At 74.1% G+C, this 23823-nt stretch carries 18 protein-coding genes; 15 read left to right on the top strand and 3 right to left on the bottom strand.

Translation table 11 applies throughout. From position 1 onward, the window contains the following. The first annotated feature begins 33 nt into the window (after positions 1-33). The 15 genes from ACFYX4_RS31585 to ACFYX4_RS31655 are packed head-to-tail and all read left to right on the top strand — an operon-like array spanning position 34 to position 18768. Complete coding sequence (locus tag ACFYX4_RS31585) at positions 34-2250, top strand: bi-domain-containing oxidoreductase (protein WP_389340437.1); 2217 nt, start codon at positions 34-36, stop codon at positions 2248-2250. Beyond that, positions 2247-4262 carry an alginate lyase family protein gene (locus ACFYX4_RS31590; protein WP_389340439.1) on the top strand — a complete coding sequence of 672 codons (2016 nt, stop codon included), beginning with the start codon at positions 2247-2249 and terminating at the stop codon, positions 4260-4262. Before ACFYX4_RS31585 ends, ACFYX4_RS31590 begins: the two co-directional genes overlap by 4 nt. An 8-nt stretch (positions 4263-4270) precedes the next feature. After that, positions 4271-5791: a right-handed parallel beta-helix repeat-containing protein gene (locus ACFYX4_RS31595; protein ID WP_389340441.1), complete on the top strand. Its 1521-nt coding sequence runs from the start codon at positions 4271-4273 to the stop codon at positions 5789-5791. A 1-nt stretch (position 5792) separates the two neighbouring features. Continuing rightward, positions 5793-7091 carry an O-antigen ligase domain-containing protein gene (locus tag ACFYX4_RS31600; protein WP_389340443.1) on the top strand — a complete coding sequence of 433 codons (1299 nt, stop codon included), beginning with the start codon at positions 5793-5795 and terminating at the stop codon, positions 7089-7091. A gap of 11 nt (positions 7092-7102) precedes the next feature. Beyond that, positions 7103-8347, top strand: a complete 1245-nt coding sequence (locus ACFYX4_RS31605; RefSeq protein ID WP_389340558.1) for a glycosyltransferase — start codon at positions 7103-7105, stop codon at positions 8345-8347. Continuing rightward, positions 8344-9579 carry a class I SAM-dependent methyltransferase gene (locus tag ACFYX4_RS31610; protein WP_389340445.1) on the top strand — a complete coding sequence of 412 codons (1236 nt, stop codon included), beginning with the start codon at positions 8344-8346 and terminating at the stop codon, positions 9577-9579. Before ACFYX4_RS31605 ends, ACFYX4_RS31610 begins: the two co-directional genes overlap by 4 nt. Then, positions 9576-10370: a glucose-1-phosphate cytidylyltransferase gene (locus ACFYX4_RS31615; RefSeq protein ID WP_389340447.1), complete on the top strand. Its 795-nt coding sequence runs from the start codon at positions 9576-9578 to the stop codon at positions 10368-10370. Before ACFYX4_RS31610 ends, ACFYX4_RS31615 begins: the two co-directional genes overlap by 4 nt. Further along, positions 10367-11029 (top strand): PIG-L deacetylase family protein, encoded by a 663-nt coding sequence (locus ACFYX4_RS31620; protein ID WP_389340449.1) that lies wholly within the window; start codon positions 10367-10369, stop codon positions 11027-11029. Before ACFYX4_RS31615 ends, ACFYX4_RS31620 begins: the two co-directional genes overlap by 4 nt. Positions 11030-11032: 3 nt before the next feature. Then, positions 11033-12058 (top strand): NAD-dependent epimerase/dehydratase family protein, encoded by a 1026-nt coding sequence (locus tag ACFYX4_RS31625; protein ID WP_389340451.1) that lies wholly within the window; start codon positions 11033-11035, stop codon positions 12056-12058. Next, complete coding sequence (locus ACFYX4_RS31630; protein WP_389340453.1) at positions 12046-13329, top strand: DUF4910 domain-containing protein; 1284 nt, start codon at positions 12046-12048, stop codon at positions 13327-13329. The genes ACFYX4_RS31625 and ACFYX4_RS31630 overlap by 13 nt, the downstream gene beginning before the upstream one ends. A 5-nt stretch (positions 13330-13334) precedes the next feature. Then, the gene (locus ACFYX4_RS31635) at positions 13335-14654 is read left to right on the top strand and encodes a hypothetical protein (protein WP_389340455.1); all 1320 of its coding nucleotides are present in this window, start codon (positions 13335-13337) and stop codon (positions 14652-14654) included. Beyond that, entirely contained in the window at positions 14651-15673 is a 1023-nt protein-coding gene (locus ACFYX4_RS31640; RefSeq protein WP_389340457.1) for a glycosyltransferase family 2 protein, read from the top strand. Before ACFYX4_RS31635 ends, ACFYX4_RS31640 begins: the two co-directional genes overlap by 4 nt. Then, the gene (locus tag ACFYX4_RS31645; protein WP_389340459.1) at positions 15670-16887 is read left to right on the top strand and encodes a polysaccharide pyruvyl transferase family protein; all 1218 of its coding nucleotides are present in this window, start codon (positions 15670-15672) and stop codon (positions 16885-16887) included. The genes ACFYX4_RS31640 and ACFYX4_RS31645 overlap by 4 nt, the downstream gene beginning before the upstream one ends. Further along, positions 16884-17435 (top strand): dTDP-4-dehydrorhamnose 3,5-epimerase, encoded by a 552-nt coding sequence (gene rfbC, locus ACFYX4_RS31650; protein WP_389340461.1) that lies wholly within the window; start codon positions 16884-16886, stop codon positions 17433-17435. Before ACFYX4_RS31645 ends, rfbC begins: the two co-directional genes overlap by 4 nt. A gap of 7 nt (positions 17436-17442) precedes the next feature. Continuing rightward, positions 17443-18768: a glutamate-1-semialdehyde 2,1-aminomutase gene (locus ACFYX4_RS31655; protein ID WP_389340463.1), complete on the top strand. Its 1326-nt coding sequence runs from the start codon at positions 17443-17445 to the stop codon at positions 18766-18768. Between the two features lie 33 nt (positions 18769-18801). Here ACFYX4_RS31655 and ACFYX4_RS31660 read toward each other — a convergent pair whose 3' ends face one another. From ACFYX4_RS31660 to ACFYX4_RS31670, 3 genes are all read right to left on the bottom strand, one after another. Beyond that, on the bottom strand, positions 18802-19476 hold the full coding sequence (locus ACFYX4_RS31660) for a phosphatase PAP2 family protein (protein ID WP_389340465.1): 675 nt from the start codon (positions 19474-19476) through the stop codon (positions 18802-18804). Positions 19477-19559: 83 nt separating this feature from the next. Next, positions 19560-22415: a LuxR C-terminal-related transcriptional regulator gene (locus ACFYX4_RS31665; protein WP_389340467.1), complete on the bottom strand. Its 2856-nt coding sequence runs from the start codon at positions 22413-22415 to the stop codon at positions 19560-19562. A 382-nt stretch (positions 22416-22797) separates the two neighbouring features. Beyond that, the gene (locus ACFYX4_RS31670; protein ID WP_389340469.1) at positions 22798-23748 is read right to left on the bottom strand and encodes an NAD-dependent epimerase/dehydratase family protein; all 951 of its coding nucleotides are present in this window, start codon (positions 23746-23748) and stop codon (positions 22798-22800) included. Between the last annotated feature and the right edge of the window lie 75 nt (positions 23749-23823).

The following is a 23823-nucleotide window of genomic DNA, read 5'->3' on the forward strand; positions in this document are numbered from 1 at the left end:
CAACGTGACGGCGTAGAGACAAGAGGACTTCGGGTGAAACAGGTCGTACAGAACTACAAGAGCGGCGAGTTGGCGCTGCTCGACGTGCCGGCGCCGGGGTGCAAGCCGGGCGGTGTGCTGGTCCGTACCGCCTATTCGCTGATCTCCACCGGGACCGAGCTCATGAAGGTGTCCGAGGCCGGCATGTCGATGCTCGGCAAGGCCCGCTCCCGGCCGGACCAGGTGGCCAAGGTCGTGCGGAGCGTGGCTTCCAACGGGGTGCCCGCCACCTACCGCAAGGTGATGGGCAAGCTGGACTCCTACACGCCGCTGGGCTATTCGCTGTGCGGGGTGGTCGAGCAGGTCGGCGCGGGGATCGACGACGTGAAGGTCGGCGACCTCGTGGCGTGCGCCGGCAACGAGCACGCGTTGCACGCCGAGTTGAACTGGGTGCCGAAGAACCTCTACGCCCGGGTGCCGGAGGGCCTCGCGCCGCGGCACGCGGCCTTCGGCACCGTCGGCTCGATCGCGTTGCAGGGCGTCCGCCAGGGCGAGCCGCAGCTCGGCGACGTGGCGCTGGTCATCGGCCTTGGGCTGATAGGGCAGTTGGTGGTGCAGCTCCTCGCCGCCTCGGGGGCCCGCGTCGTCGGGGTCGATCCCGATCCGGCGCGCTGCGAGCTGGCCGAGCGTCTGGGCGCGGCGGTCTGCGGCGATCCCGCCTCCGCGGCCGTGGAGACCGCCGTCGCCGAACTCACCGACGGACACGGCGTGGACCAGGTGTACCTGGCCGCCGGCGGCGGCAGCAACCAGCCCGTCGAGCTGGCCGCGCGGCTGAGCCGGGATCGCGGCCGGGTCGTCGACATCGGCAAGTGCCGTCTGGACCTGCCGTGGAACGCGTACTACGAGAAGGAGCTCGACGTCCGGTTCTCCCGGTCGTACGGCCCCGGCCGCTACGACCCCGAGTACGAACTCGATGGGCGGGACTACCCGATCGGCTATGTGCGCTGGACCGAGCGCCGCAACCTGGCGTGCTTCCTCGATCTCCTCGCCCGCGGCAGCGTCGACGTGGAGCCCCTGGTGTCCCACGTAGCGGACTTCGACGACGCCGTGGAGACGTACCAGGGCTTGAAGGACGGCGAGTTGAAGGCCGTGGCCGTGCTGTTCCGGTACCCGGGACAGCAGGAGGAGGCGGCGGGGACGGAGACCCCGGCGGTGGCCCCGGAGGTGACCGTGCCCGCGGTGCGACGCGGCGGCGCAAGGCCCGCCACGGCCCGGCCCGCGGGGAAGCCGGTGCGCCTGGCGTTCGTCGGCGCGGGCAACTACGCGACGTCGATGCTGCTGCCGCATCTGGCGCAGCGCGACGGCGTCGAGTTGTCCGCGGTCGTCACCACGACGGCGCTGTCCGCGGCCAACGCGCGGCGCAAGTTCGGCTTCGCCGAGGCGACCACCGATCTCGACGCCGTGCTCGGCGACGAGTCCGTCGACGCGGTGTTCGTGGTCACCCGGCACAGCTCGCACGCCGAACTGACCCGCAAGGCACTCCTCGCCGGCAAAGCGGTGTTCGTGGAGAAGCCGTTGGCGCTCACCGAGGACGAACTGACCGGCGTGCTCGACGCGGTGGAGGAGTCCGGCAACGACCGGCTCCAGGTGGGCTTCAACCGCCGGTTCGCGCCGCTGCTCCAGGAGGCCAGGAAGCGGTTCGGCGTCCGCACGGGACCGGCGAGCCTGCGCTACCTGGTCAACGCGGGCCGGCTGGAGCACGGCAGCTGGTACCTCCGGCAGGGCTCCGAGGGCTCGCGGTTCGCGGGCGAGGGCGGGCACTTCATTGACACGGCGAGCTGGCTGCTCGGGGCCGACCCGGTCTCGGTGTACGCGGTCGCCACGTCCGGCGACGAGGACCTACAGGTCGTGCTGCGCTACCCGGACGGGTCCACCGCCACGATCAGCTACGTCACCACGGGCGCGGCCGGCTTCCCCAAGGAGACGCTGGACCTCGTCGCGGACGGCAAGGTGCTGCGGCTCGACGACTTCGTCCGCGCCTCGCTGTTCACGGACGCGGGGGCCGGCCGCAAGCGGTGGGTCAGTTCGCGGCTGCCCAAGGCCCGGGACAAGGGGCAGAACGCCGAACTGGCCGCGTTCGTCAGGGCCGTGCGGAGCGGCGGGCCGATGCCGGTGCCGCTGGAGTCGCTGGTCGCCACCACCACGGCCACCCTCGCCGTGCGGTCCGCCCTGGCCGGCGGCGCGCCGGTGACGCTGGCGAGGACGCGATGACCGTGCGCTCGGGCAGTGCCGGCTGGTACCTGCGGCGGCTGTCCCGGATGGGGCCGCGGGAGGTCGGCGGCCGGGCGGTCGACGCGGTGCGCAGACGGCGGTGGCGGTCGGCGCGGCCGGACCGTCCGAGCGTGCGGGGCGCCCGGTTCACCGCCGTACTGCCCGCGGGGACGCTCGCGGCGGTCCCGCCGGACGCCGTGAAACGCCTCGTCGCGGAGGCGGACCGGCTGATGGCCGGGCACGCGGAGTACTTCGGCGTGGACCGCGACGATCTGGCCGACCCGGACTGGTGGTTCGACCCGAAGACCGGGCGCCGGGCCCCGTGGGGCTACGCCTTCGACGTGCCGTACCGCGACGAGGACGCGGTCGGGGACATCAAGCAGATCTGGGAGCTGTCCCGGCACCAGTACCTCACCGTGCTCGCCGCCGCCTACGCGGTCACCGGGAACGAGCGGTACGCCGAGCGGGTGGCCGAGCATCTGCGGTCGTGGTGGGCGGCCAACGCGCCGTTGCGCGGAGTGCACTGGACCAGCGGCATCGAGCTGGGGATCCGGCTGCTGTCCTGGGTGTGGATCCGCCGGCTGCTCGACGGCTGGCCGGGCGCGTCCGCCCTGTTCGAGGGCAACCCGGTGGCGCTGAACCAGATCTGGCACCACCAGCGCTGGCTGGCCGGCTTCCCCAGCCGGGGATCCTCGGCCAACAACCACGTCGTCGCCGAGGCCGCCGGGCAGTTCGCCGCGGCCTGCGCGTTCGGCTGGTTCCCCTCCTCGGCGCGCTGGCGGGCCGACGCGCTGCGGTCGCTGGAGCGGCAGTTGCGGGGCAACACCTTCGGCTCCGGCCTCAACCGCGAACTGGCCACCGAGTACCACGGACTGGTGCTGGAACTCGGCCTGGCCGCGGTGGCCGAGGCGGATGCCGCGAGGGTGCCGGTCCCGGCGTCGGTGCGGCTGGTGCTGCTGCGGATGACCGACGCGCTCGCCGCCGTCGTGGACAGCCGATTACGGCCGCCGCGCCAGGGGGACGCGGACGACGGGCACGGTCTGGTCGTGGACGGCGCGGGCACCGACCGCTGGGCGTCGCTGCTGGCCACCGGGGACGCCGTGTTCGGCCGGCTCGCCTGGTGGCCGTCGGTCACCGGCGCCGATGTGCGCACCCCGCTGCTCGCCGCGCTCATCCGGCCGTACGCGACGAAGGCGACGGCACGCCCGGCGAGCAGACCGGCCCACTTCGCGGACGCGGGCATGACCATCCTGCGCAGTCAGGGGGAGACGGCGGAGATCTGGTGCCGCTGCGACGGCGGTCCGCACGGGTTCCTGTCCATCGCCGCGCACGCGCACGCGGACGCGCTGTCCCTGGAGGTCCGGTACGACGGGGTCGACGTGCTCGCCGACCCGGGGACGTTCTGCTACCACGGGCAGCCCGAGTGGCGGCGGTACTTCCGGTCGACCCTCGGCCACAACACCCTGGAACTGGACGGCGTCGACCAGTCCGTCTCCGGCGGACCGTTCCTGTGGACCCGGCACGCCCGCAGCCGCGTCCTGGCCGCCGACGACGCCGCCTCCGACGTCGCCGCCTCCGACGCCGACGCTTCCGACGCCTCCGCCTCCGCCGCTGTGACGGCCCGCTGGTGCGCCGAGCACGACGGCTACCGGCCCTCCGTGCACCGCCGCCGGGTGGAGCTGACGGCCGCGGCGAAGGAGCTGAAGGTGGTCGACGAGGTGCGCGGCCCGCGCCGGGCCGTGCGGCTGGCGTTCCACCTCGGCCCGGCGATCGCCGCGGACCTGGTGGACGACCGGGCGGCGCTCAGCTGGACCCGGGACGGCGAGGACGTCTCCGCGACGCTCGACCTGCCCGGGCAGCTGTCCTGGCGGGCGCACCGCGGCGAGAGCGACCCGCCGCTGGGCTGGTACTCCGCCGGCTTCGGACGCAAGGAACCCGCCACCACGCTGGTCGGCACCGGCTTCACCGACGGCGCGCGGGGGTTCACCACCGTGCTCAGGTTCCACGGCTAGGGGGGCGGGTGGGGATCAAGTGGCGGCACCGGGCGTGGCCGGCGGCACCGCTGGCGCTGGCCCTGCTGGCGGCGACCGGCTGTGAGAGCGCGCCGAGCGCGCGGCCGAAGCCGACCGCCGCGCCGTCCGCGTCCGTGGCCCGGGTGTGCGCCGGGCCCGCGGCCGGGCCGGCGAAAGCGCCGCCCGGCGCGGTGACCGTCGACCCCGCGGTGGCCGGCGACCTGGCCGCGAAGACCAAGAGCAGCCCCCCGCACACCACGTTCTGGCTGCGACCGGGCACGCACCGGCTCGCGCCGGACCGCTACGCCCAGGTGATCCCCAAGGAGGGGAACACCTACCTCGGCGCGCCGGGCGCGGTGCTCGACGGCCGCAGGACCAACCAGTACGCGTTCGGCGGCGCCGCCCGCGATGTCACCATCCGCCATCTGACCGTGCAGGGGTTCGTCGCGCCGCACGACGAGGGCGTGGTCAACCATGACTCGGCGGACGGGTGGGTGATCGAGCACGCGACGATCCAGGACAACTCCGGGGCGGGGCTGATGGCCGGCGCCCGCCAGCGGGTCCGCGCCAACTGCCTGCGCGGCAACGGCCAGTACGGCATGAACGCGTACAAGGCCGCCGGCCGTATCAGCGGCCTCGTGGTCGAGGGCAACGAGATCGTGGGCAACAACCGGGACGACTGGGAGCGGCGGCGGCCGGGCTGCGGCTGCACCGCGGGCGTCAAGTTCTGGGCCGTCGACGGCGCGGACGTGCGCGGCAACTGGGTGCACGACAACCGCGGGGCCGGGTTGTGGGCGGACACCAACAACAACGACTTCCGCATCGAGGACAACGTGCTCGAGGCCAACGACGGGGCCGCGCTGGTCTACGAGACCAGCTACAACGCGGTCATCCGGAAGAACACGATCCGGCGGAACAACTGGGTCGAGGGCCGCCGGTACGCCGACCGGGGCGACACCTTCCCGTTCGCGACCGTCTACCTGTCCGAGTCCGGCGGCGAACCACGGATCGAGGCCCGCACGGACAAGATCGAGATCTACCGGAACGTGCTGGAGAACAACTGGTCCGGGATCACGTTGTGGGAGAACGCCGACCGGTTCTGCAACAGCCCGGCCAACACGTCGTCCGGTGACTGCACGTTGCTGGTGAAGGACACCGGCCGCTGCGCACAGCCGGCGATCGCCACCGCACCGCTGTACGCCGACTGCCGGTGGAAGACCCAGCGGGTGGACATCCACGGCAACCGCTTCGTGCTGGACAAGTCCGTCGTCGACTGCGCGGTGAAGTGCGACCGGATGGCGGTGCTGGCCAACTACGGCACCTATCCGGACTGGTCGCCGTACCAGGGCGAGCGGGTGGCCGAGGCGATCACCCGCGAGCAGCAGAACCGCTGGCACGACAACGTCTATCTCGGGTCGTGGACGTTCGTCGCCCACGATCCGAGCCGGACGCTCGACTCCGGTCAGTGGCAGGCCACGCCGTACCGGCAGGACGCGGGCAGCGTCTTCCGCGCAGGGGACGGTGGTTGAGATGGGCGCGGAGCACACCCAGGGGATCGCGGGCCGCACACCGGGGATCGCGGGCCGCACGCCGAAGCTCGTCGGCACGGCCTGGGGGCTGCTGGTCCTCAACACGCTCGGCTCCGCCGGGGCGAAGACCATCGTCCCGCTGCCCCGCTCCCTCATCCAGATGGTCACCATGGGCGCGCTGGTCGCCGCGTTCGCGCTGGCGCTCCTGGTCAACCTCCGGCTGCGGGTCCGGGCCGGCGCCTACCTGTTCCTGCTCACCCTGCTGCTGGTGCCGAGCGTGATCTCCAGCGCGGATCTGGAGTCCGGGTTCGGCGCGCTGTTCCGTTGCGCCCGGCTGGCGCTCTTCGTGGCCACGCTGTGGCTGCTCAGCCGCTGGTGGGACGGCGGCCTGACGTTCGTCCGGCACCACATCCGGATGTACTTCGCGGTCCTCGCCTCGGTGGCCGCGGGCGCGGTCGTCTCACCGGGGGCCGCCATGCCGGAGCTCTACGGCGGGCGGCTGGTCGGCGCGTTGTGGCCGCTCACCCCGCCGCAGATCGGGCAGTACGCCGCGGTGATCATCGGGCTCACCGTGCTGCTCGTGCTGGGCCGCCGGGCCGACAGGACCAGCGCGGTGGCGGTCGTCGTGCCGGCGCTGGTCCTGCTGGCGCTGACCCACACCCGGACGGCGACGATCGGCCTGCTCGTCGGGCTGGCGCTGGCCATCGGCTCGCTCGTGCTGACCAGCGCCGCCGCCCGCCGGTTCTTCGTCCGGGCGGTGGGCTGCGCCGCCGTGGCCGCGGTGGGGTTCGGCTCCGCGGTGCAGGCGTGGTTCCTGCGCGGGCAGAGCCAGGAGAACTTCACGAGCCTCACCGGCCGGGCGAAGGTCTGGGACGCCCTGCTGGCGGCGCCCCGCACGACCTCGGAATACCTGTTCGGCGCGGGGCTCGGCGACAAGTCGTTCGGCGGGCTGCCGATCGACAACAGCTGGCTGGCCGTCTACCACGAGCAGGGGGTGACCGGAGTCGCCCTGGTGGCGGCGTTCATCGTCGTGCTGGGCGGCGTCGCCCTGCTGCGTCCGCCGTCGCTGCCGAGGGCCTGCGCGATCTTCCTGATCAGCTACTGCGCGATCGCCTCGTACACCGAGGCCGGGCTGGGCGACGCCTCGCCGTATCTGCTGCATCTGGCCGTCGCCGCCTCGCTGCTGGCGGCGCCGGCCGCGACGGCTCCCCTCTCGACGCCCGAACTCCCCCGGCTGTCGACGCCCGACGTCCCTCGACGACGCGTCCCGGGACGGCCCCGGACATCGGAGGTGAACTGAGCATGCCCGGCCTGCATGTGCTGGTCCTGCACAACCGCTACGCCTCGGCGCAGCCGAGCGGGGAGAACAAGGTCGTCGACCAGGAGGTGGCGCTGCTGCGCAAGGCCGGCCACCGGGTCGAGGTGTTCGAGCGGCGCAGCGACGACATCGCCGCCCGGTCCCTGCCGGCCAAGGCCGCGCTGCCGTTCCTCGTGCCGTGGAACCCGGGAGTCCGCAGGGAACTCGCCACCCGGCTCCGCGCCGGGCGGCCGGACGTGGTGCACGTCCACAACGTGTTCCCGCTCCTGTCGCCCGCGGTCCTCGCCGCCTGCGCCGACGCCGGCGTGCCCGCCGTCGCCACGCTGCACAACTACACCCAGGTGTGCCCGCCCGGCACGCTGCAACGGGACGGGCGGCCGTGCGCCGAGTGCGTGGGGTCGACGCCGCTGCCCGCCGTCCGGCACGGCTGCTACCGCGGCTCCCGGCTGGCGACGGTGCCGCTCGCGGTCAGCCTGTCGGTCAACCGGCGGCGGTGGTGGTCGGGCGTGGAGCGGTTCTTCTGCATCTCCGCGGCGCAGCGCGAGGTCCTGGTGCGGGCCGGCATGCCGGCCGAGCGGCTGGCGGTGAAGCACAACTTCGTGCCCGATCCGGGCGTCCGTCGAGCGGGCGACGGCGAGCAGCTGCTCTTTCTCGGCCGGCTCGCGGAGGCCAAGGGAGTGCGGCTGCTGATGGCCGCGTGGGACGAGCTCGCGGCGAGCGGCGGTGTGGGTGTGCCGCTCGTGATCGCCGGCGCGGGGCCGCTGGAGCGGGAGGTGGCCGCCTGGGCTGCGGGCCGGGACGACGTGCGCTACGCCGGCCTGTACGACACGGCGGAGTGCCGGCGGGCCGTGGCGCGGTCGGTCGCCGTGGTGGCTCCCTCGACGTGGCTGGAGGCGTTCGGCCTGGTGGCCGTGGAGGCGATGGCGGCGGGGGTCCCAGTCGTCGCCGCCGGTCACGGCGCCTTCGTCGAACTCGTCGAGGAGGGGGTGACCGGGCTGCTGCACCGGCCGGGCGACGCGGGCTCACTCGCGGACCGCCTGCGCCGGATCACGGCGGACCGGTCCCGCAACCAGGAGATGGGCCGGGCGGCCCGGCGCCGGTACGAGCAGGGCTTCAGCCCGGTCGTCGGCCTGGAGCGCCTGGTGGAGGGGTACCGCGCCGCGATCGCGGGGCGGTCGGGCGGCGGGGACAGCACGCCGCCGCCGGTAGGGACGGAATCCTTGGGGGGCAGTACATGACACGATGCCGACTGTGCGGCTCGGCGGCGCTGGAGAGCGTCGTCGATCTGGGGGCGACCCCGCCGTGCGAGAGCTTCCTCGCGGCGGACCGGCTGGACGAGCCGGAACCTGCGTACCCGCTGCATCTGCGGGTCTGCACCGGCTGCTGGCTCGCGCAGCTCCCGCCGCTGATCACTCCGGAGGAGACGTTCAAGGAGTACGCGTACTTCTCCTCCTACTCGACGTCCTGGGTGGAGCACGCGCGCACGTTCGTCGCCGACGCCGCGGCGCGGCTGGGGCTCGGCGCCGACTCGTTCGTGGTGGAGGTCGCGAGCAACGACGGTTACCTGCTGAGGCATGTGGTGGACCGGGGGATCCGCTGCCTCGGCATCGAGCCCTCGGTGAACGTCGGGGCCGCCGCGCGGGACGCGGGTGTGCCCACGCTCACCGAGTTCCTGAGCCCGGACACCGGTTCGGCCGTCCGGGCCGAGCACGGCCCGGCGGACCTGGTCGTGGCCAACAACGTGTACGCGCACATCCCCGACGTGGTCGGCTTCACCCGGGGGCTGCGCGCCCTGGTCGCCGACGACGGCTGGGTCTCCGTCGAGGTGCAGCATCTGCTGACGCTGATCGAGGAGAACCAGTACGACACGATCTACCACGAGCACTTCCAGTACTACACGGTCGCGTCCGCGGTCCGGGCGCTGGCGAGCGGCGGACTCACGCTCGTGGACGTCGAGTTGCTGCCCACGCACGGCGGGTCCGTCCGGCTGTGGGCCCGGCCGGCCGAGGCGGCGGGCGAGCCGACCCGGCGGGTGGCCGACGTGCTGGACCGGGAGAAGGCCGCCGGACTCCAGGAGCTGTCCGGGTACACGGAGTTCTCCGCCCGGGTGGCCAAGGTGCGCCGGGATCTGCTGCGGTTCCTCGTCGAGGCGGCGGAGCGCGGTGAGACGGTCGTCGGCTACGGCGCGCCGGGCAAGGGCAACACCCTGCTCAACCACTGCGGCATCCGGCCCGACCTGCTCCCGTACACGGTCGACCGCAACCCCTACAAGCACGGCAGGTTCACCCCGGGCACCCGCATCCCGATCCTGCCGCCCGAGCGGATCGCCGCCGACAAGCCGGACTACGTCCTCGTCCTGCCGTGGAACCTGCGGGCCGAGCTGGTGGAGCAGCTGTCGTTCGTGCACGAGTGGGGCGGCCGACTGGTCTTTCCCATACCGGAACTGAGCATTGTCGAGGTCAAGGCATGAAGGTCGTCCTGTTCTGCGGCGGTTACGGGATGCGGATGCGCAGCGGCGCGGCCGACGACGTGCCCAAGCCGATGGCGATGGTCGGCCCCCGGCCGCTGATCTGGCATGTCATGCGCTACTACGCGCACTTCGGGCACAGGGAGTTCATCCTGTGCCTCGGGTACGGGGCCCACCACATCAAGGACTTCTTCCTCAACTACGAGGAGACGACGTCCAACGACTTCGTACTGCGGGGCGGACGCACCGAGTTGCTGTCCACCGACATCGCGGACTGGACGATCACGTTCGCGCAGACCGGCATCGAGTCGCCGATCGGGGAGCGGCTGCGCCGGGTGCGGCATCACCTGGACGGCGACGAGATGTTCCTCGCCAACTACGCCGACGTGCTCACCGACGCCCCGCTGCCGGAGATGATCGACCGGTTCGCGCGGCGCGACGCCGGCGCGTCGATGATGGTGGTGCCGCCGCAGTCCTCGTTCCACTGCGTGGACCTGGGCGAGGACGGCCTGGTGGGGGGCATCACCGCGGTGAGCGAACTGCCGTTGTGGGAGAACGGCGGCTACTTCGTGCTCCGCCAGGAGGTCTTCGACCACATCCCGGAGAACGGGGACCTGGTCGCCGACGGCTGCGCCGAACTCGCCAAGCGGGGGCGGCTGGTGGCGCACCAGCACCGCGGCTTCTGGAAGCCGACCGACACCGTGAAGGAGCGGGCCGCGCTCGACGAGGCGTACGCCCGGGGCGACCGGCCGTGGGCCGTGTGGGAGCGGGACACCGCCGGGGTACGGGCGTGATCCGGCTCGGGGCGGGGCCCCTGGACCGGATCGTCGCCGTGGGCGCGCACTGCGACGACATCGCCATCGGCGCCGGCGGCACGCTGCTGACGCTGTGCCGCGCGCGGCCGGGTGTCCGCGTCGACGCGCTGGTGCTCTCCGGAGGCGGCGGCGAGCGGGAGCAGGAGGAGCTGGCCGCGCTCGACGCCTTCTGCCCGGACGCCGAACTGCGGTTGACCGTACTGAAGTTGCCGGACGGGCGGCTGCCCGCCCACTGGGACGAGGCCAAGGCCGCGGTCGAGGAGCTGCGCGCGGCGACGGAGCCGGACCTCGTGCTCGCCCCGCGCACCGACGACGCCCATCAGGACCACCGCGGCCTGGCGGAGCTGATGACCACCGCGTTCCGCGACCACCTCGTGTTCGGCTACGAGATCGTCAAGTGGGACGGCGATCTCGGCCGTCCGACGGCGTACCAGCCGCTGTCGCCGGAGACCGCCGAAGCGAAGGCGCGGCTGCTGGAGGAGCACTACCCCTCGCAACGGCACCGGCCCTGGTACGACCGGGAGGCGTTCCTCGGTCTCGCGCGGATCCGCGGCATCGAATGCCACGCGCGCTACGCCGAGGCGTTCGCCGTCGCCAAACTCACGCTGGACCTGGGCACTTCCGAACTGGGGGACTGAACTGTGCGCGTACTGCTGACCGGACACCAGGGCTACCTGGGCACCGTGATGGCCCCGGTCCTCACGGCCGCCGGGCACGAGGTCGTCGGTCTCGACGCCGGCCTGTTCGCCGACTGCGTGCTGGGCCCGCCGCCCGAGGACCCGCGGGGGCACCGCGTCGACCTGCGCGATGTCACGGCCGAGCATGTGGCCGGGGTGGACGCGGTGATCCACCTGGCCGCGCTGTCCAACGACCCGCTGGGCTCGCTGGCTCCGGAACTCACCTACGACATCAACCACCACGCGTCCGTACGGCTGGCCCGGCTGGCCCGCGACGCCGGGGTGCGGCGCTTCCTGTACGCGTCGACGTGCTCGGTCTACGGCGCCGCCGGCGGTGGCGACCTGGTGGCCGAGGATGCCCCGCTGCGCCCGGTGACGCCGTACGCGGAGTCCAAGGTGCGGGTGGAGGACGACCTGCACGCGCTGGCCGACGGCGACTTCAGCCCGGTGTTCATGCGCAACGCCACCGCCTTCGGGTACTCCCCCCGGCTGCGCGCCGACATCGTGCTGAACAACCTGGTGGGGCACGCGTTGCTGTCGGGCGAGGTGCTCGTGCTGTCCGACGGCACTCCGTGGCGTCCGCTGGTGCACGCCGCCGACATCGCGCGGGCCTTCTCGGCCGCGCTGACCGCGCCGCGCGCAGCGGTGCACGACCGGGCGTTCAACATCGGCAGCGAGGTCAACAACGTCACGGTCGCCGAGATCGCCGAGCAGGTCGCCGAGGCGGTGTCCGGGGCGAAGGTGGTGATCACCGGTGAGACGGGGGCCGATCCGCGGTCCTACCGGGTGGACTTCTCCCGGTTCCGCGCCGCGGTGCCCGGCTTCGAATGCGCGTGGACGGTGAAGCAGGGAGCGGTCGAACTCGCCGACGCCTACCGGAAGTTCGACCTGACCCGGGAGGACTTCGAGCAGCGCTTCACCCGGCTCGCCGTACTGCGCGCGGCGTCCGTGGCCGGCGCCGTCGACGACACCCTGCGGTGGCGCCGGTGACCGCGGCCGGCGAGGAGATGCACGCGCTGGTGGAGCGGCTGTACCCGCTGTGCCGGAGCATCACCGGCGACGGCGTGCGCGCCACCCTGGAGATCGTCGGCGAGTACCTGCCGCTCCAGGTGCACGAGGTGCCGACCGGCACCCAGGTCCTCGACTGGACGGTGCCGCAGGAGTGGAACATCCGGGACGCGTACATCGCCGACGGCGCGGGCAACCGGGTCGTGGACTTCGCCGCGTCCAGCCTGCACGTGCTCGGCTACAGCGTGCCGGTGTCGGCGACCATGCCGCTGGCCGAGCTGCGCGCACACCTGTACACCCTCCCGGAGCACCCGAGTTGGGTGCCGTACCGCACCAGCTACTACCAGCCGGAGTGGGGGTTCTGCCTGGCCCAGGAGACCCTGGACGCGCTGCCTGACGGCGACTACGAGGTGCGCGTCGACTCCACGCTCGCCGACGGCCACCTCACCTACGCCGAGCACGTGGTCCCCGGGCAGGTCGCCGACGAGGTGATCGTCTCCTGCCACGTCTGCCACCCGTCGCTGGCCAACGACAACCTGGCCGGGATCGCGGTGGCGACGTTCCTGGCCCGGTCGCTGGCCGAGCAATCGCCGTACTACACCTACCGGTTCCTCTTCGCGCCCGGCACCATCGGGGCGATCACCTGGCTGGCCCGCAACGCGGAGCGGATCGACCGGGTCAAGCACGGGCTGGTGCTCGCCTGCGCCGGCGACCCGGGCCGGCTGACGTACAAGCGGAGCAGGCGCGGCGACGCGGAGATCGACCGCGTGCTGCGGCATGTGCTGGCGACCTCCGAACGCCCGCACCACGTCACCGAGTTCACCCCGTACGGCTACGACGAGCGGCAGTTCTGCTCGCCCGGGTTCGATCTCGGCGTGGGCTCGCTCAGCCGCACCCCGTACGCCGGCTACCCCGAGTACCACACCTCTGCGGACAACCCGGACTTCGTCTCCCCGGCGGCGATGGCGGACACCCTCGCCGTCTGCCGCGAGGCGTTCGCCGTCCTCGACCGCAACCGGCGGTACGTCAACCTCAGCCCGTACGGCGAACCGCAGCTGGGCCGACGGGGGTTGTACGACTCGCTCGGCGGGCGCAGCGACGCGAAGCAGGCGCAGATGGCCATGCTCTGGGTGCTGAGCCTCTCCGACGGCGAGCACGCTCTGCTGGACGTGGCCGAGCGGTCCGGGCTGCCGTTCGACGCCGTCGCCGCCGCGGCCGACGCCCTGCGCGGCGCCGGCCTGATCAAGGCGTGACACCGATGCCCGCCGAGGAACCGACGACCACCGAGGAGGCGAATCCGCGGACAGCGCCGGCGGCGTCCGCCGGATCCGCGCGGCGGGCCTTCGTCGGCCGGCTGTCCTGGGGACTGGCCGACCAGGCGGCCTCCAGCATCAGCAACTTCGCGGTGGGCGTCTACGTGGCCCGCTCCCTGGGGGTGACCGCGTTCGGCGTGTTCAGCCTCGCCTGGGTGACGTACGGCGTGGTCCTCAACGTCTCCCGCGGCCTCGCCACCGACCCGCTCGTGGTGCGCTTCAGCGGTGTGCCGGACGCGTCCTGGCGCGGGGCGGCGGCCCGCTCTTCGGGCACTGCGCTCGGCGTCGGCGCGGCCATCGGCGCGGCATGTCTGGCCGTCGGCCTCGCTCTCGGCGGGCGGGTGGGGCCCGCGTTCGCCTGTCTCGGCGTCATGCTGCCGGGGTTGCTGCTCCAGGACGCCTGGCGGTACGCGTTCTTCGCCGCGGGCGCCGGACGGAAGGCGTTCGTCAACGACGTCGTGTGGGGGGTCGCGCTCGTCCCCGCCATGGTCGTGGCGGCCCGCGTGGGCAGCGTCGCCGCCTTCGTGCTCGCCTGGGGCGCGTCCGCCACGGTGGCCGCGGGGTACGGCTACGTCCAGTCCGGCATCCTGCCCCGGGTGACGCGGGCACGCGCGTGGCTCCGCGAGCAACGCGACCTCGGCTACCGGTACCTGGTCGAGAACGTCAGCCTCAGCGGCGCGAGCCAACTGCGCGCGTACGGGCTGGGCGCGATCGCGGGGGTCGGCGCGGTGGGCGCGGTCCGGGGCGCCGAGCTCCTGCTCGGACCGTTCCTCGCCGTGCTGATGGGGCTGTCGCTGGTCACCGTCGCGGAGGCGGCACGGGTGCTGCGGCAGACGCCCCACCAACTCGGCCGGTTCTGCCTCCTGCTGGGGGGCGGGCAGGCCGCCGCCGCGCTGCTCTGGGGCGGGGCGCTGCTCCTGATGCCGGACCGGCTCGGCGGGTTCGTGCTCGGCGGCGTCTGGCACTCCGCCGCACAGCTCATCGTGCCGGTCACCTTCGGCGTCGCGGGCGCCGGCCTCGGCACCGGCGCGGCGGCCGGGCTGCGCGCGCTCGCCGCGGCCCGGCGCAGCCTGCGCTGCCAGCTGTTCGCCTCCGCCTGCTATGTCGCCGGCGGCCTCGGCGGGGCAGTCCTGGGCGGCACGGTCGGCTCGGCCTGGGGCGTCGCCGCCGCGACCGTCTGCGCGTCGGCCGTGTGGTGGCTGCACCTGCGGTCCGCCCTGCGCGAGCGCCACCACCATCTGATCCCCGAAGTGAGGACACCATGACCGCCCGTCCCCGGCTGAGCATCGGCCTGCCCGTCTACAACGGCGAGGAGTACCTCGCCGAATCGCTCGACGCCCTGCTCGGCCAGACCTACGAGGACTTCGAGCTGGTCGTCTCCGACAACGCCTCGACCGACGGGACCGAGGACATCTGCCGCAAGTACGCCGCGCGCGACTCACGCATCCGCTACCTCCGGCTGCGCCGGAACATCGGCGCCGCGCCGAACCACAACTATGTGTTCACCGAGTGCCGCGGCGAACTGTTCAAGTGGGCCTCGCACGACGACCTGTACGCCCGGGACCTGCTGCGGCGTTGCGTGGAGGCGCTGGACGCGCGGCCGGACGTGGTCCTCGCCCACTCCGACCAGGCGGTCATCGACGGCGAGGGGCAGGTGAAGGTGCCGTACGAGTACGGGCTCGCCACCGCCTCCCCGCACGCCCCGGAGCGCTTCCGCAGCTTCCTGTTCGAGCCCGGCGGCGACGACTTCTACGGGGTGATGCGCGCCGACATGCTGCGCCGGGTGAAGCCGCACGACAGCTATCACCACGCGGACCGGACGTTCGTCGCCCAGATCGTCCTCCAGGGGCCCTTCCACCAGGTGCCGGAGCTGCTGTACTTCCGTCGCGACCACCCCGCCCGCGCCGAGCGGGCGAACCCGTCCAAGCGCTCCCGGTGCGTCAATCTGGACCCGCGCCGGGCGGGCCCGCTGCATCCGACGCCGCGGCTTCTCGCCGAGTACGTGTCGGGCTTCGTCTCGGCGATCCGGCGGGCGCCGCTCTCGGCGGCCGACCGGCGCGCCTGCTACGGCCACCTGGCCGCGTGGATGACCAGCCGGGTGCGGCCGGGCGCCGGCGAGCGGGTCGAGGACCGCGCCCCGGTCGACCCGGCGAGGCTCACCGTCTCCGTCGACGACCTCGTCGCGGGACGCGAGGGACGGCGGGCGGAGGGGCGGCACACACGGGGGCAGCAGGCAGAGCAGAGGCCGACAGAGGGGCAGCAGGCAGAGGGGCGGCTGACATGAGAACTCCCGTGCGCGTCGGGGTGTTCGGCCTGCTCGGCTCCGGCAACCTCGGCAACGACGGGTCGCTGGAGGCCGTGCTCGGCCACCTCCGCGCCGAGCACCCGGACGCGGTCGTGGACGCGCTGTGCGGCGGGCCCGAGGTCGTCGCGTCCCGCTACGGGATCCCCGCGACGCGGCTGCACTGGTACCGCGGGGAGTACCGGACCGCGTCGCGTGCGGGCGCGATCGCGGGCAAGGGCCTGGGCAAACTCGTCGACGTCTTCCGCACCGCCGCCTGGGTGCGCCGGCACGACGTGGTGATCGTGCCGGGCATGGGCGTCCTGGAGGCCACGCTGCCGCTGCGGCCGTGGGGCTTCCCGTACTCGCTGTTCCTGCTCTGCGCGAGCGGCCGGCTGCTGGGCGCCCGGGTCGCGCTGGTCGGCGTCGGCGCCGCCCCGATCGGCAGCCGGCCGACCCGGGCCCTGGTGCGCTGGTCGGCCCGGCTGGCCGCCTACCGGTCCTACCGGGACGCTCAATCCCGGGACGCGCTGCGGGAGATGGGCGTGGACACCGCACGGGACGAGGTCTACCCGGACCTCGCCTTCGCCCTGCCGACGCCGCCCGCGAGCGCGCCGCCCCCGGGTCCGCCCGGCCGGGTCTGCGTCGGCGTCATGGACTTCCACGGCGGCGACGACGACCGCGCACGCGCCGAGGAGATCCACCGGCGCTATCTCGACGGGACGACCCGGTTCGTGCGGGCGCTGGTCGAGGAGGGCAGGCCGGTCCGGCTGCTGACCGGCGACGCGTGCGACGCGCCGGTGGTCGCCGCGATCCTGGAGGCGGTGGACTCGCCGCTGGTCACCGCCGCCGAGGCGGCCTCGCTGGCCGACCTGATGAAGGAGACGGCGGCTGCCGACGCCGTGGTGGCGACCCGGTACCACAACCTGGTCTGCGCGCTGAAGGCCGGCACGCCGACGCTCGCACTCAGCTACGCGGCGAAGAGCGACGCGCTCATGGCCCGGATGGGCCTCGCCGCGTACTGCCACCCGGCGCGCGAACTCGACGCCGACCAACTCCTCGAACAGTTCCAGGAGTTGGAGAAACGCTCGACGGAGCTGAGGCAGACGCTCGCCGAGCGGAACCGGATCACCGCCCGGCAGCTCGAGCACCAATTCACCGCCTTGACCGCGGTCTTGTCCCCGGCAACCGCCAACGCCCGGCAGGAGACCCCATGAAAGCGACCGCCGTCCCGGAGATCGTCGGCGCGTACCTGTTCGAGCCGACCCCGTACGCCGACGAACGCGGCTTCTTCTGCCGCACCTTCGACGCCGACGTGGTCCGCTCGGTGGGCCTCGACCCGGACGCCTTCGTCCAGGACAGCCTGTCCCGCTCGGTCCGGGGGGTGCTGCGCGGACTGCACCTGCGCTCCGGCGCGGGCGAGGCCAAGCTCGTGCGGTGCTCGTACGGGAAGGTCTTCGACGTCGTCGTCGACCTGCGCCCCGACTCACCGACCTACCGCAGCGTGGCCTCCTTCGAACTGTCCGGCGAGACGCAGACGACCCTGTACATCCCGGCGGGCTGCGCGCACGGCTTCCAGGCGCTGACCGAGACCGCCGACACCTCGTACCGCATCGACCGCCCGCACGACCCGGCCGAGGACGTGACGATCGCCTTCGACGACCCGGAGCTCGCCGTCCCCTGGCCGCTGCCGCCCACTTCGATGTCCCGGCGGGACCGGGAGGCTCCGAGCCTCGCCGAGGTCCTGAAGCAGAGAGAGAGCTGAAGTCAGCGTGGACACTGAGGAGTTCTGCCTGCCCAGGTCGCAGGCGGCGAACGAGCGGCTGCACGCCATGGTCCCCGGCGGCGCGCACACCTACGCCAAGGGCGACGACCAGTACCCCGAGAACCTCGCCCCGGTCATCAGCCACGGCCGCGGCGCCCATGTGTGGGACCTCGACGGCAACCCGTACGTCGAGTACGGCTCCGGCCTGCGGTCGGTCAGCCTCGGCCACGCCCACCCGCGCGTGACCGAGGCGGTGCGGCGGGAGATCGACCGCGGCGGCAACTTCGTCCGGCCGTCCGTCGTGGAGGTCGAGGCCGCGGATCGCTTCCTCGCCACGGTGCCGACCGCCGAGATGGTGAAGTTCGCGAAGAACGGCTCGGACGCCACCACCGCCGCGGTGCGCCTCGCCCGCGCCGCCACCGGACGCCCGCGGGTGGCCCTCTGCGCCGACCATCCGTTCTTCTCCGTCGACGACTGGTTCATCGGCACCACACCGATGTCCGCGGGCATACCGGCGGCGACCACCGACCTCACCGTGGCCTTCCCCTACGGCGATCTGGCCGCGACGGAGGAGCTGCTGACCCGGTATCAGGACGAGGTCGCCTGCCTGATCCTCGAACCCGCCACCCACACCGAGCCGCCGCCCGGGTACCTCGCCGGCCTGCGCGCGCTGGCCGACCGGCACGGCTGCGTCCTGGTCTTCGACGAGATGATCACCGGCTTCCGCTGGTCCGAGGCGGGCGCCCAGGGCCTGTACGGCGTCGTCCCCGACCTCTCCACGTTCGGCAAGGCGCTGGGCAACGGGTTCGCCGTCTCGGCGCTCGCCGGGCGGCGCGAGCTGATGGAGCGGGGCGGGCTGCGCCACTCCGGCGACCGGGTGTTCCTGCTGTCCACCACGCACGGCGCGGAGACCCACTCCCTCGCAGCCGCGATGGCCGTGCAGACCGCCTACGTCGAAGAGGGCGTCACCGCGCGGCTGCACGCCCTCGGCGAGCGGTTGGCCGCCGGGGTCCGCGACGCCGCGGCGAGCATGGGCGTCGGCGACCACGTCGTCCTCCGGGGCCGGGCCAGCAACCTGGTCTTCGCCACTCTCGACGAGGACCGGCGGCCGTCGCAGGAGTACCGCACCCTGTTCCTGCGCCGGCTCCTGGCGGGCGGGGTGCTGGCCCCGTCGTTCGTGGTGAGCAGCGCGCTCGACGACGCCGACATCGAGCACACCGTCGACGTGGTGGCCCAGGCGTGCGCGGTGTACCGCAAGGCACTGGACGCCGGAGATCCGACCCCCTGGCTGGGCGGACGGCCGGTGAAGCCGGTGTTCCGCCGCTCGGCGTGAAGTAGGTTGATGTGAACCGGATCTGATTGTGCGTCAGGGACGTTGTCGCTCAACGATGTCGACCGTCCGGTCGGCCATCTGGTCGGCCGTCCGGTCGACCAGCCACGCGGTCGCCGGTACCACCGCCAGCGCGGTGCACCAGCCGCCGAGGACGTCGGTCGGGTAGTGCGCGCCCAGGGCGACCTGCGCCCAGCCCATGGCGGCCCCGGCGACCAGCGCCGCGGCGAGCACGAGCCATGTGCCGGCCGTCCTGCCGAGGCCGAGCCGGCCGGTCGCGAGCAGCCCCGCCACGAGCGCGAGCGCGGTGAGGAAGGCGGTGTGCCCGCTCGGGTAGGACAGGTGGCCGTCGTGGATGGTGCGTCCCACCAGGGGTTTGAGCAGCGTCGTCGTCCCCACGGCCGCACCGGCGCCGGCGACGACGAGCACCGCCGCGCGGGGACGCCGGACCAGCAGACAGCCCGTCACCATGATCCCGACCAGCGCCGCCGCTCCCCCGGGCTCCCCCAGGAAGTCCGTGGCCAGCGCGACGTCCCGCCACGGCGGGCCCGCACCGTACACGGCCGACTGGATCCACGCGTCCACCGTGCCGGGCTCGCCTCGGCCGGCGTACAGGATCCCGAGCGCGACGACCACCAGCGCGGCGAGAAGCGCGATCACCCCGAGCGCCGCCGTTTCGCGTTCCGGCTCCCGCCGGACCCAACCCCTCACCCCGCCACCCTGCCCAACAACGCGGTCGCGGCAAACCGCGGAACGGGGCGGGCGGGACCGGCGCAAGGGTCAGCGGGCCGGCGTCACAGCAGGCCCAGTTCGCGGGCGCGGCGCACCGCCTCGTTGCGGCGGTTCACCGAGAGCTTGCGGTAGGCGCTCTTGAGGTGGGTCTTGACGGTGTTCACGGAGACGTACAGGTCGGCGGCGATCTCCTGCGTGGACATCATCTGGGCCAGCCGGACGAGCACATCGCGCTCGCGTCCGCTGAGTTCCTCCACGACGGGCGGCGGCCGGTCGGAGCCGTCGAGGGACGGCGTGCCGAGGTGCGGGGCACCCAGGTGCAGGGATGCGGAGGGAGTGGTGCCGCGGGACGTGGTGCCGAGGGGCGTGGTGCCGAGCGGGGTTGCACCGGGGGCGGGGGCCGGGGTGCCAGGGGTGCCGGGGGTCAGGGTGCCGGGAGATGCGGTGCCGGGGGTGAGCCAGCCGGCCGCGGGGCCTCGTAGCGCGGCGGAGTCCAGGAGGGGGCGGAGCCAGGGGCCGGCCTCGTGGAAGGGGCGGCGCAGCAGTTCGCGGCGGGCCTCGCGCAGGGCCTGGGCGACGAGTCCGCGCGCTCGTGCCGGGTCGCCCGCCTCATGGGCGACCTGTGCTCGCAGCAGGGTGGCGCGCACGGTCACCGCCGGGCCGAGACCCGCGTCGGGGCGCACGGCGTCGAGGAGGTCCGCCGCGACCGCGGGCCGGCCCGCCGCGAGGTGGGCCCGCGCCGCCTCCACCGCGCACGCCGCGTGCCCTTCGAGCACGGGCCGCAGCAGTCCGGCGGCCGTCTCGGGCCGGCCCGCGGCCAGGTGCGCGGCGGAGGCGACGAGCGCCCGCTGCCCCTCCGCCCACGGGGAGGGCACGTCGGCCGGGACGAGCCGTTCCACGGCGGCGAGAGCGGCCCGGGTGTCGCCGCGCGCCAGGTGCAGCCTGGCGGTGGCGACGGCGCGGCCGGCCGCCATGACCGGGTCCCTCAGCGCGGGGTGGGCCTCGGGGGCCGCGTCCAACAGGGCCTGCGCGCGGTCCAGTTCGTCGCGGTCCACGGCGACGGCGGCCAGGACCAGCCGCCCCATGCCGGAGCCGGCCGGCTGGGCGAGGCCGAACCGTTCCGTCTCGGTCAGGGCCGCGCGGGCCCTGCGCTCGGCGCGGCCGGGCCAGCCGGTCAGGTAGTCGATCAGGGCGAGGCGTCCCAGGGAGTCCTCGCGGGGCAGCGCCGTCGAGGCCTCGCCGGGGGCGCCGGCCGCCGTGGAGAGGGCGGCGCGGGCGTCCTCGTAGCGTCCGGCCCACAGCCGCGTCGAACCCAGATGGGTCAGCAGCAGCGCGAGGAGTTCGGGGTGCCGGTCCAGGAGCGGGGCGGGGACCGTCGACCGCAGTCGCCCGGCCTCCTCCCCCGCCGTCTCCGCCCGGTCCGGCGAGCCGGTCAGCCGGGCCGCCAGGGCTTCGAGCAGGGCGCAGCTGAGCCGGGCCGCCGCCAGGCCCGCCGGGTCGTCGTCCGGCGCCGACGCGTGCCGCGCCTCCGTCAGCTCCTGGAGTTCCTGGAGCCCCTGCCGGGCGCGGTCGAGGTGGGCGAGGCCGCGGTCGAGGTCGCAGCCGGCCAGTTCGCGTGCCGCCCGCACGAGGTCGGCGGCCGGGCCGTGGGTCCCGGGGTCCATGCGGGAGAACAGCTCGGCCAGTTCGTCGGAGCGCAGGCCGGTGAAGAGCTGACCGATGGCGAGGTCGTCGACGAGGGCACGCGCGGTGAACTCCCAGTCGCCCGCGGCCGCGCCGTGGCCGAGCGTCTCCACGAGGGAACCGGAGTGCCGCAGCCAGTGCGCGGCCCGCCGGTGCAGCTCGGACTCCAGGCCTGGGGAGCGCATCCGCAGATGGGCCCGGAGGATCTCCCCGAACAGCGGGTGCAGGCGGTACCAGCCGTGTCCGAGGTGCTCGACGAACGCGTTCTCGCGTTCGAGACCGGCCAGCAGCGGCCCGGCGTCGGCGCGCCCGGTCAGCGTGTCCGCCAGTTCGGGGCAGAACCGGTCCAGCACGCTGACCCGCAGCAGGAGGTCCTGCGTCTCGGCGGACTGCCGCTTGAGGACCTCCGCCAGCAGGAAGTCGGCGACCGGGCTGCGGTCGGCCTCGAACTCCTTCAGATACGTCTGCGGATCCGGGTCCTCCCGGGCGGCCAGGGCGCACAGCCGCAGGCCCGCCGCCCAGCCCCCGGTCCGCTCCACCAGCGCGCGGGCCGCGGGCTCCGGGAGGCGCAGCCCGTGCAGCTCCAGCAGCTCGGCCGCCTCCTGCGGGGTGAAGGCCAGCTCCCCGCCCCTGATCTCGGTCAGCTCGCCGGCGGCCCGGTAGCGGTGCAGCGGGAGCAGCGGTTCCGTGCGGGTGACGAGGACCAGCCGCAGGCCCTGTCCGGCGTGCCGCAGGACGAAGTCCAGCTGTTCCGCGATCTCCGGGTCGGCGACCCGGTCGTACTCGTCGAGCACCACGGTCACGGGCCGCTCCCGTGCGCTCAGTTCGGCGGCGAGGCGCGCCAGCAGGGTGTGGGTCACCAGGCTCGGGTCGGCCGGGCTGCCCACGGCGTCGGGCAGCGCCGGGACGCGGGGGCGCAGTGCCTGGAGCAGATACGCCCAGAACATGCCGGGGCTCTGGTCCGTGCGCTCGGCGGTGAGCCAGGCGACGGAGTCGCGGGCCGCGGCCCAGTCGGCGACCAGCAGGGTCTTGCCCGCGCCCGCGGCCCCGTTGACCATGGTCAGAGGGGTGCGCGAGGCCTGGTCGAGATGCCTGACCAGCCGCTCGCGCCGCAGGAACGTCACCGGTCTCGCCGGCACGGCGAAGCGCGTCCGCAGATACGGGTCGCCGTGCGGATCGGCGTACGGCGACGCCGGTTCCGGACCGCTGTCCTCCCACTCCGCCACGGCGCTCACCGCCCCTGCTCGTCAGGTCATGGCCAGCGCCCCGTCTCCAGCATCCCAGCCTCCCGGCAAGGGCGCGCTCCAAGGGACATCGACGCAGGTCAGGGGCATCGCCGACCCGCGACGCTGAGCCCACCCCGCTTGCCCGCGACACTGAGCCCGCCCCGCCGACCCGTGATACTCAGGCCACCCCGCCTGCCCGCGTGCTCAGGCCGCCCCGCCGACCTACGGCGCTCAGGCCGCCCCAGCTTTCCCGCCGTGCTCAGGCCACCCCGCCGACCCGGGTACTCAGGCCACCCCGCTTGCCCGCGTGCTCAAGCCGCCCCGCCGACCCGCGTGCTCAGGCCACCCCGCCGACCCGCGGCGCTCAGACCACCCCGCCGACCCGCGGTGCTCACGCCGCCCCGCTGCCGTCCAGGTGCTCGCGGTACCACCCCGCCGAGCCGGCCAGCCGGGTCAGCGGGCCGGGCCCCGGCGGCTCCTGGGTCAGTCTCCAGATGTCGGCGGACAGGTACCAGTGGTCGCGGGCGACCAGGGCGAGCTGGCGTTCCGACGCGCGGCCCGGGGTGGCCCGCAGACGCTCCAGGCAGGTGGGCCACGGCCAGTCGGCGGCCGGGCGGGGCGGCAGGACGTCGTGCGAGGACAGTTCCGCCAGCAGGTCGCCGATACGGACGGGCTCCGGGTGGCCCACGTGGTACACGCCGGGCGGCACCGGGCGCGGGCCGGCGGCGACGGCGGCGATCAGACGGGCGAGGTCGCCGGCGTCCACCACGGACAGCAGCGCGCCGCCGCCGTCCCACTCGGCCGGCACCCGCTCGACGAGTTCGCGCAGACCGGGGACGACCCAGCGGTCCCCCTCCCCCAGCACCATCCCCGGCCGCAGCACGACCGCGCCCGCCTCCCGCGCGTACGCCTCCCCCGCGAGCCTGCTCCGGCTCACCGCGGACACCGGCTCGGCGGGGGCCTCGCCGACCGCGACGCCCCGGTGCGGGCCGGCGCCGTAGACGGCGGCCGTCGACAGGTGGACCACCCGGCGGACCCCGGCGCGCGCGGCCTCCGCCATCAGCGCGCGCGTGCCGTCCACGTTGACGGCCTCGCACAGCCGCTCGTCCCCGCCGACGTACGAGGCCAGGTGGACGACGGTCCGCGCGCCCTCGCACAGGCCGCGCAGCCCGGCCGGGTCGCCCAGATCGCCGCGCACCCACTCCACGGGGAGGCCGGCCGCGTCCTCCGGGACCCGGCGCACCAGCGCTCTCACGCGGGGCCGCCCAGGACCGGCCGGCAGCGCGCACAGCGCCCGCAGCGCGTGCGAGCCGATGAAGCCGGTCGCGCCGGTCAGCACCACGACCCCGCCCGCGTCGGCGTCTTGCGTGCCTTCCGCCCCCTCAGCCCCCTCCGCCCCGCCGACGTCCGTGCCCGT

Origin of the sequence: Streptomyces sp. NPDC002328 (assembly GCF_042890065.1) — a bacterium.
GTDB lineage: Bacteria > Actinomycetota > Actinomycetes > Streptomycetales > Streptomycetaceae > Streptomyces.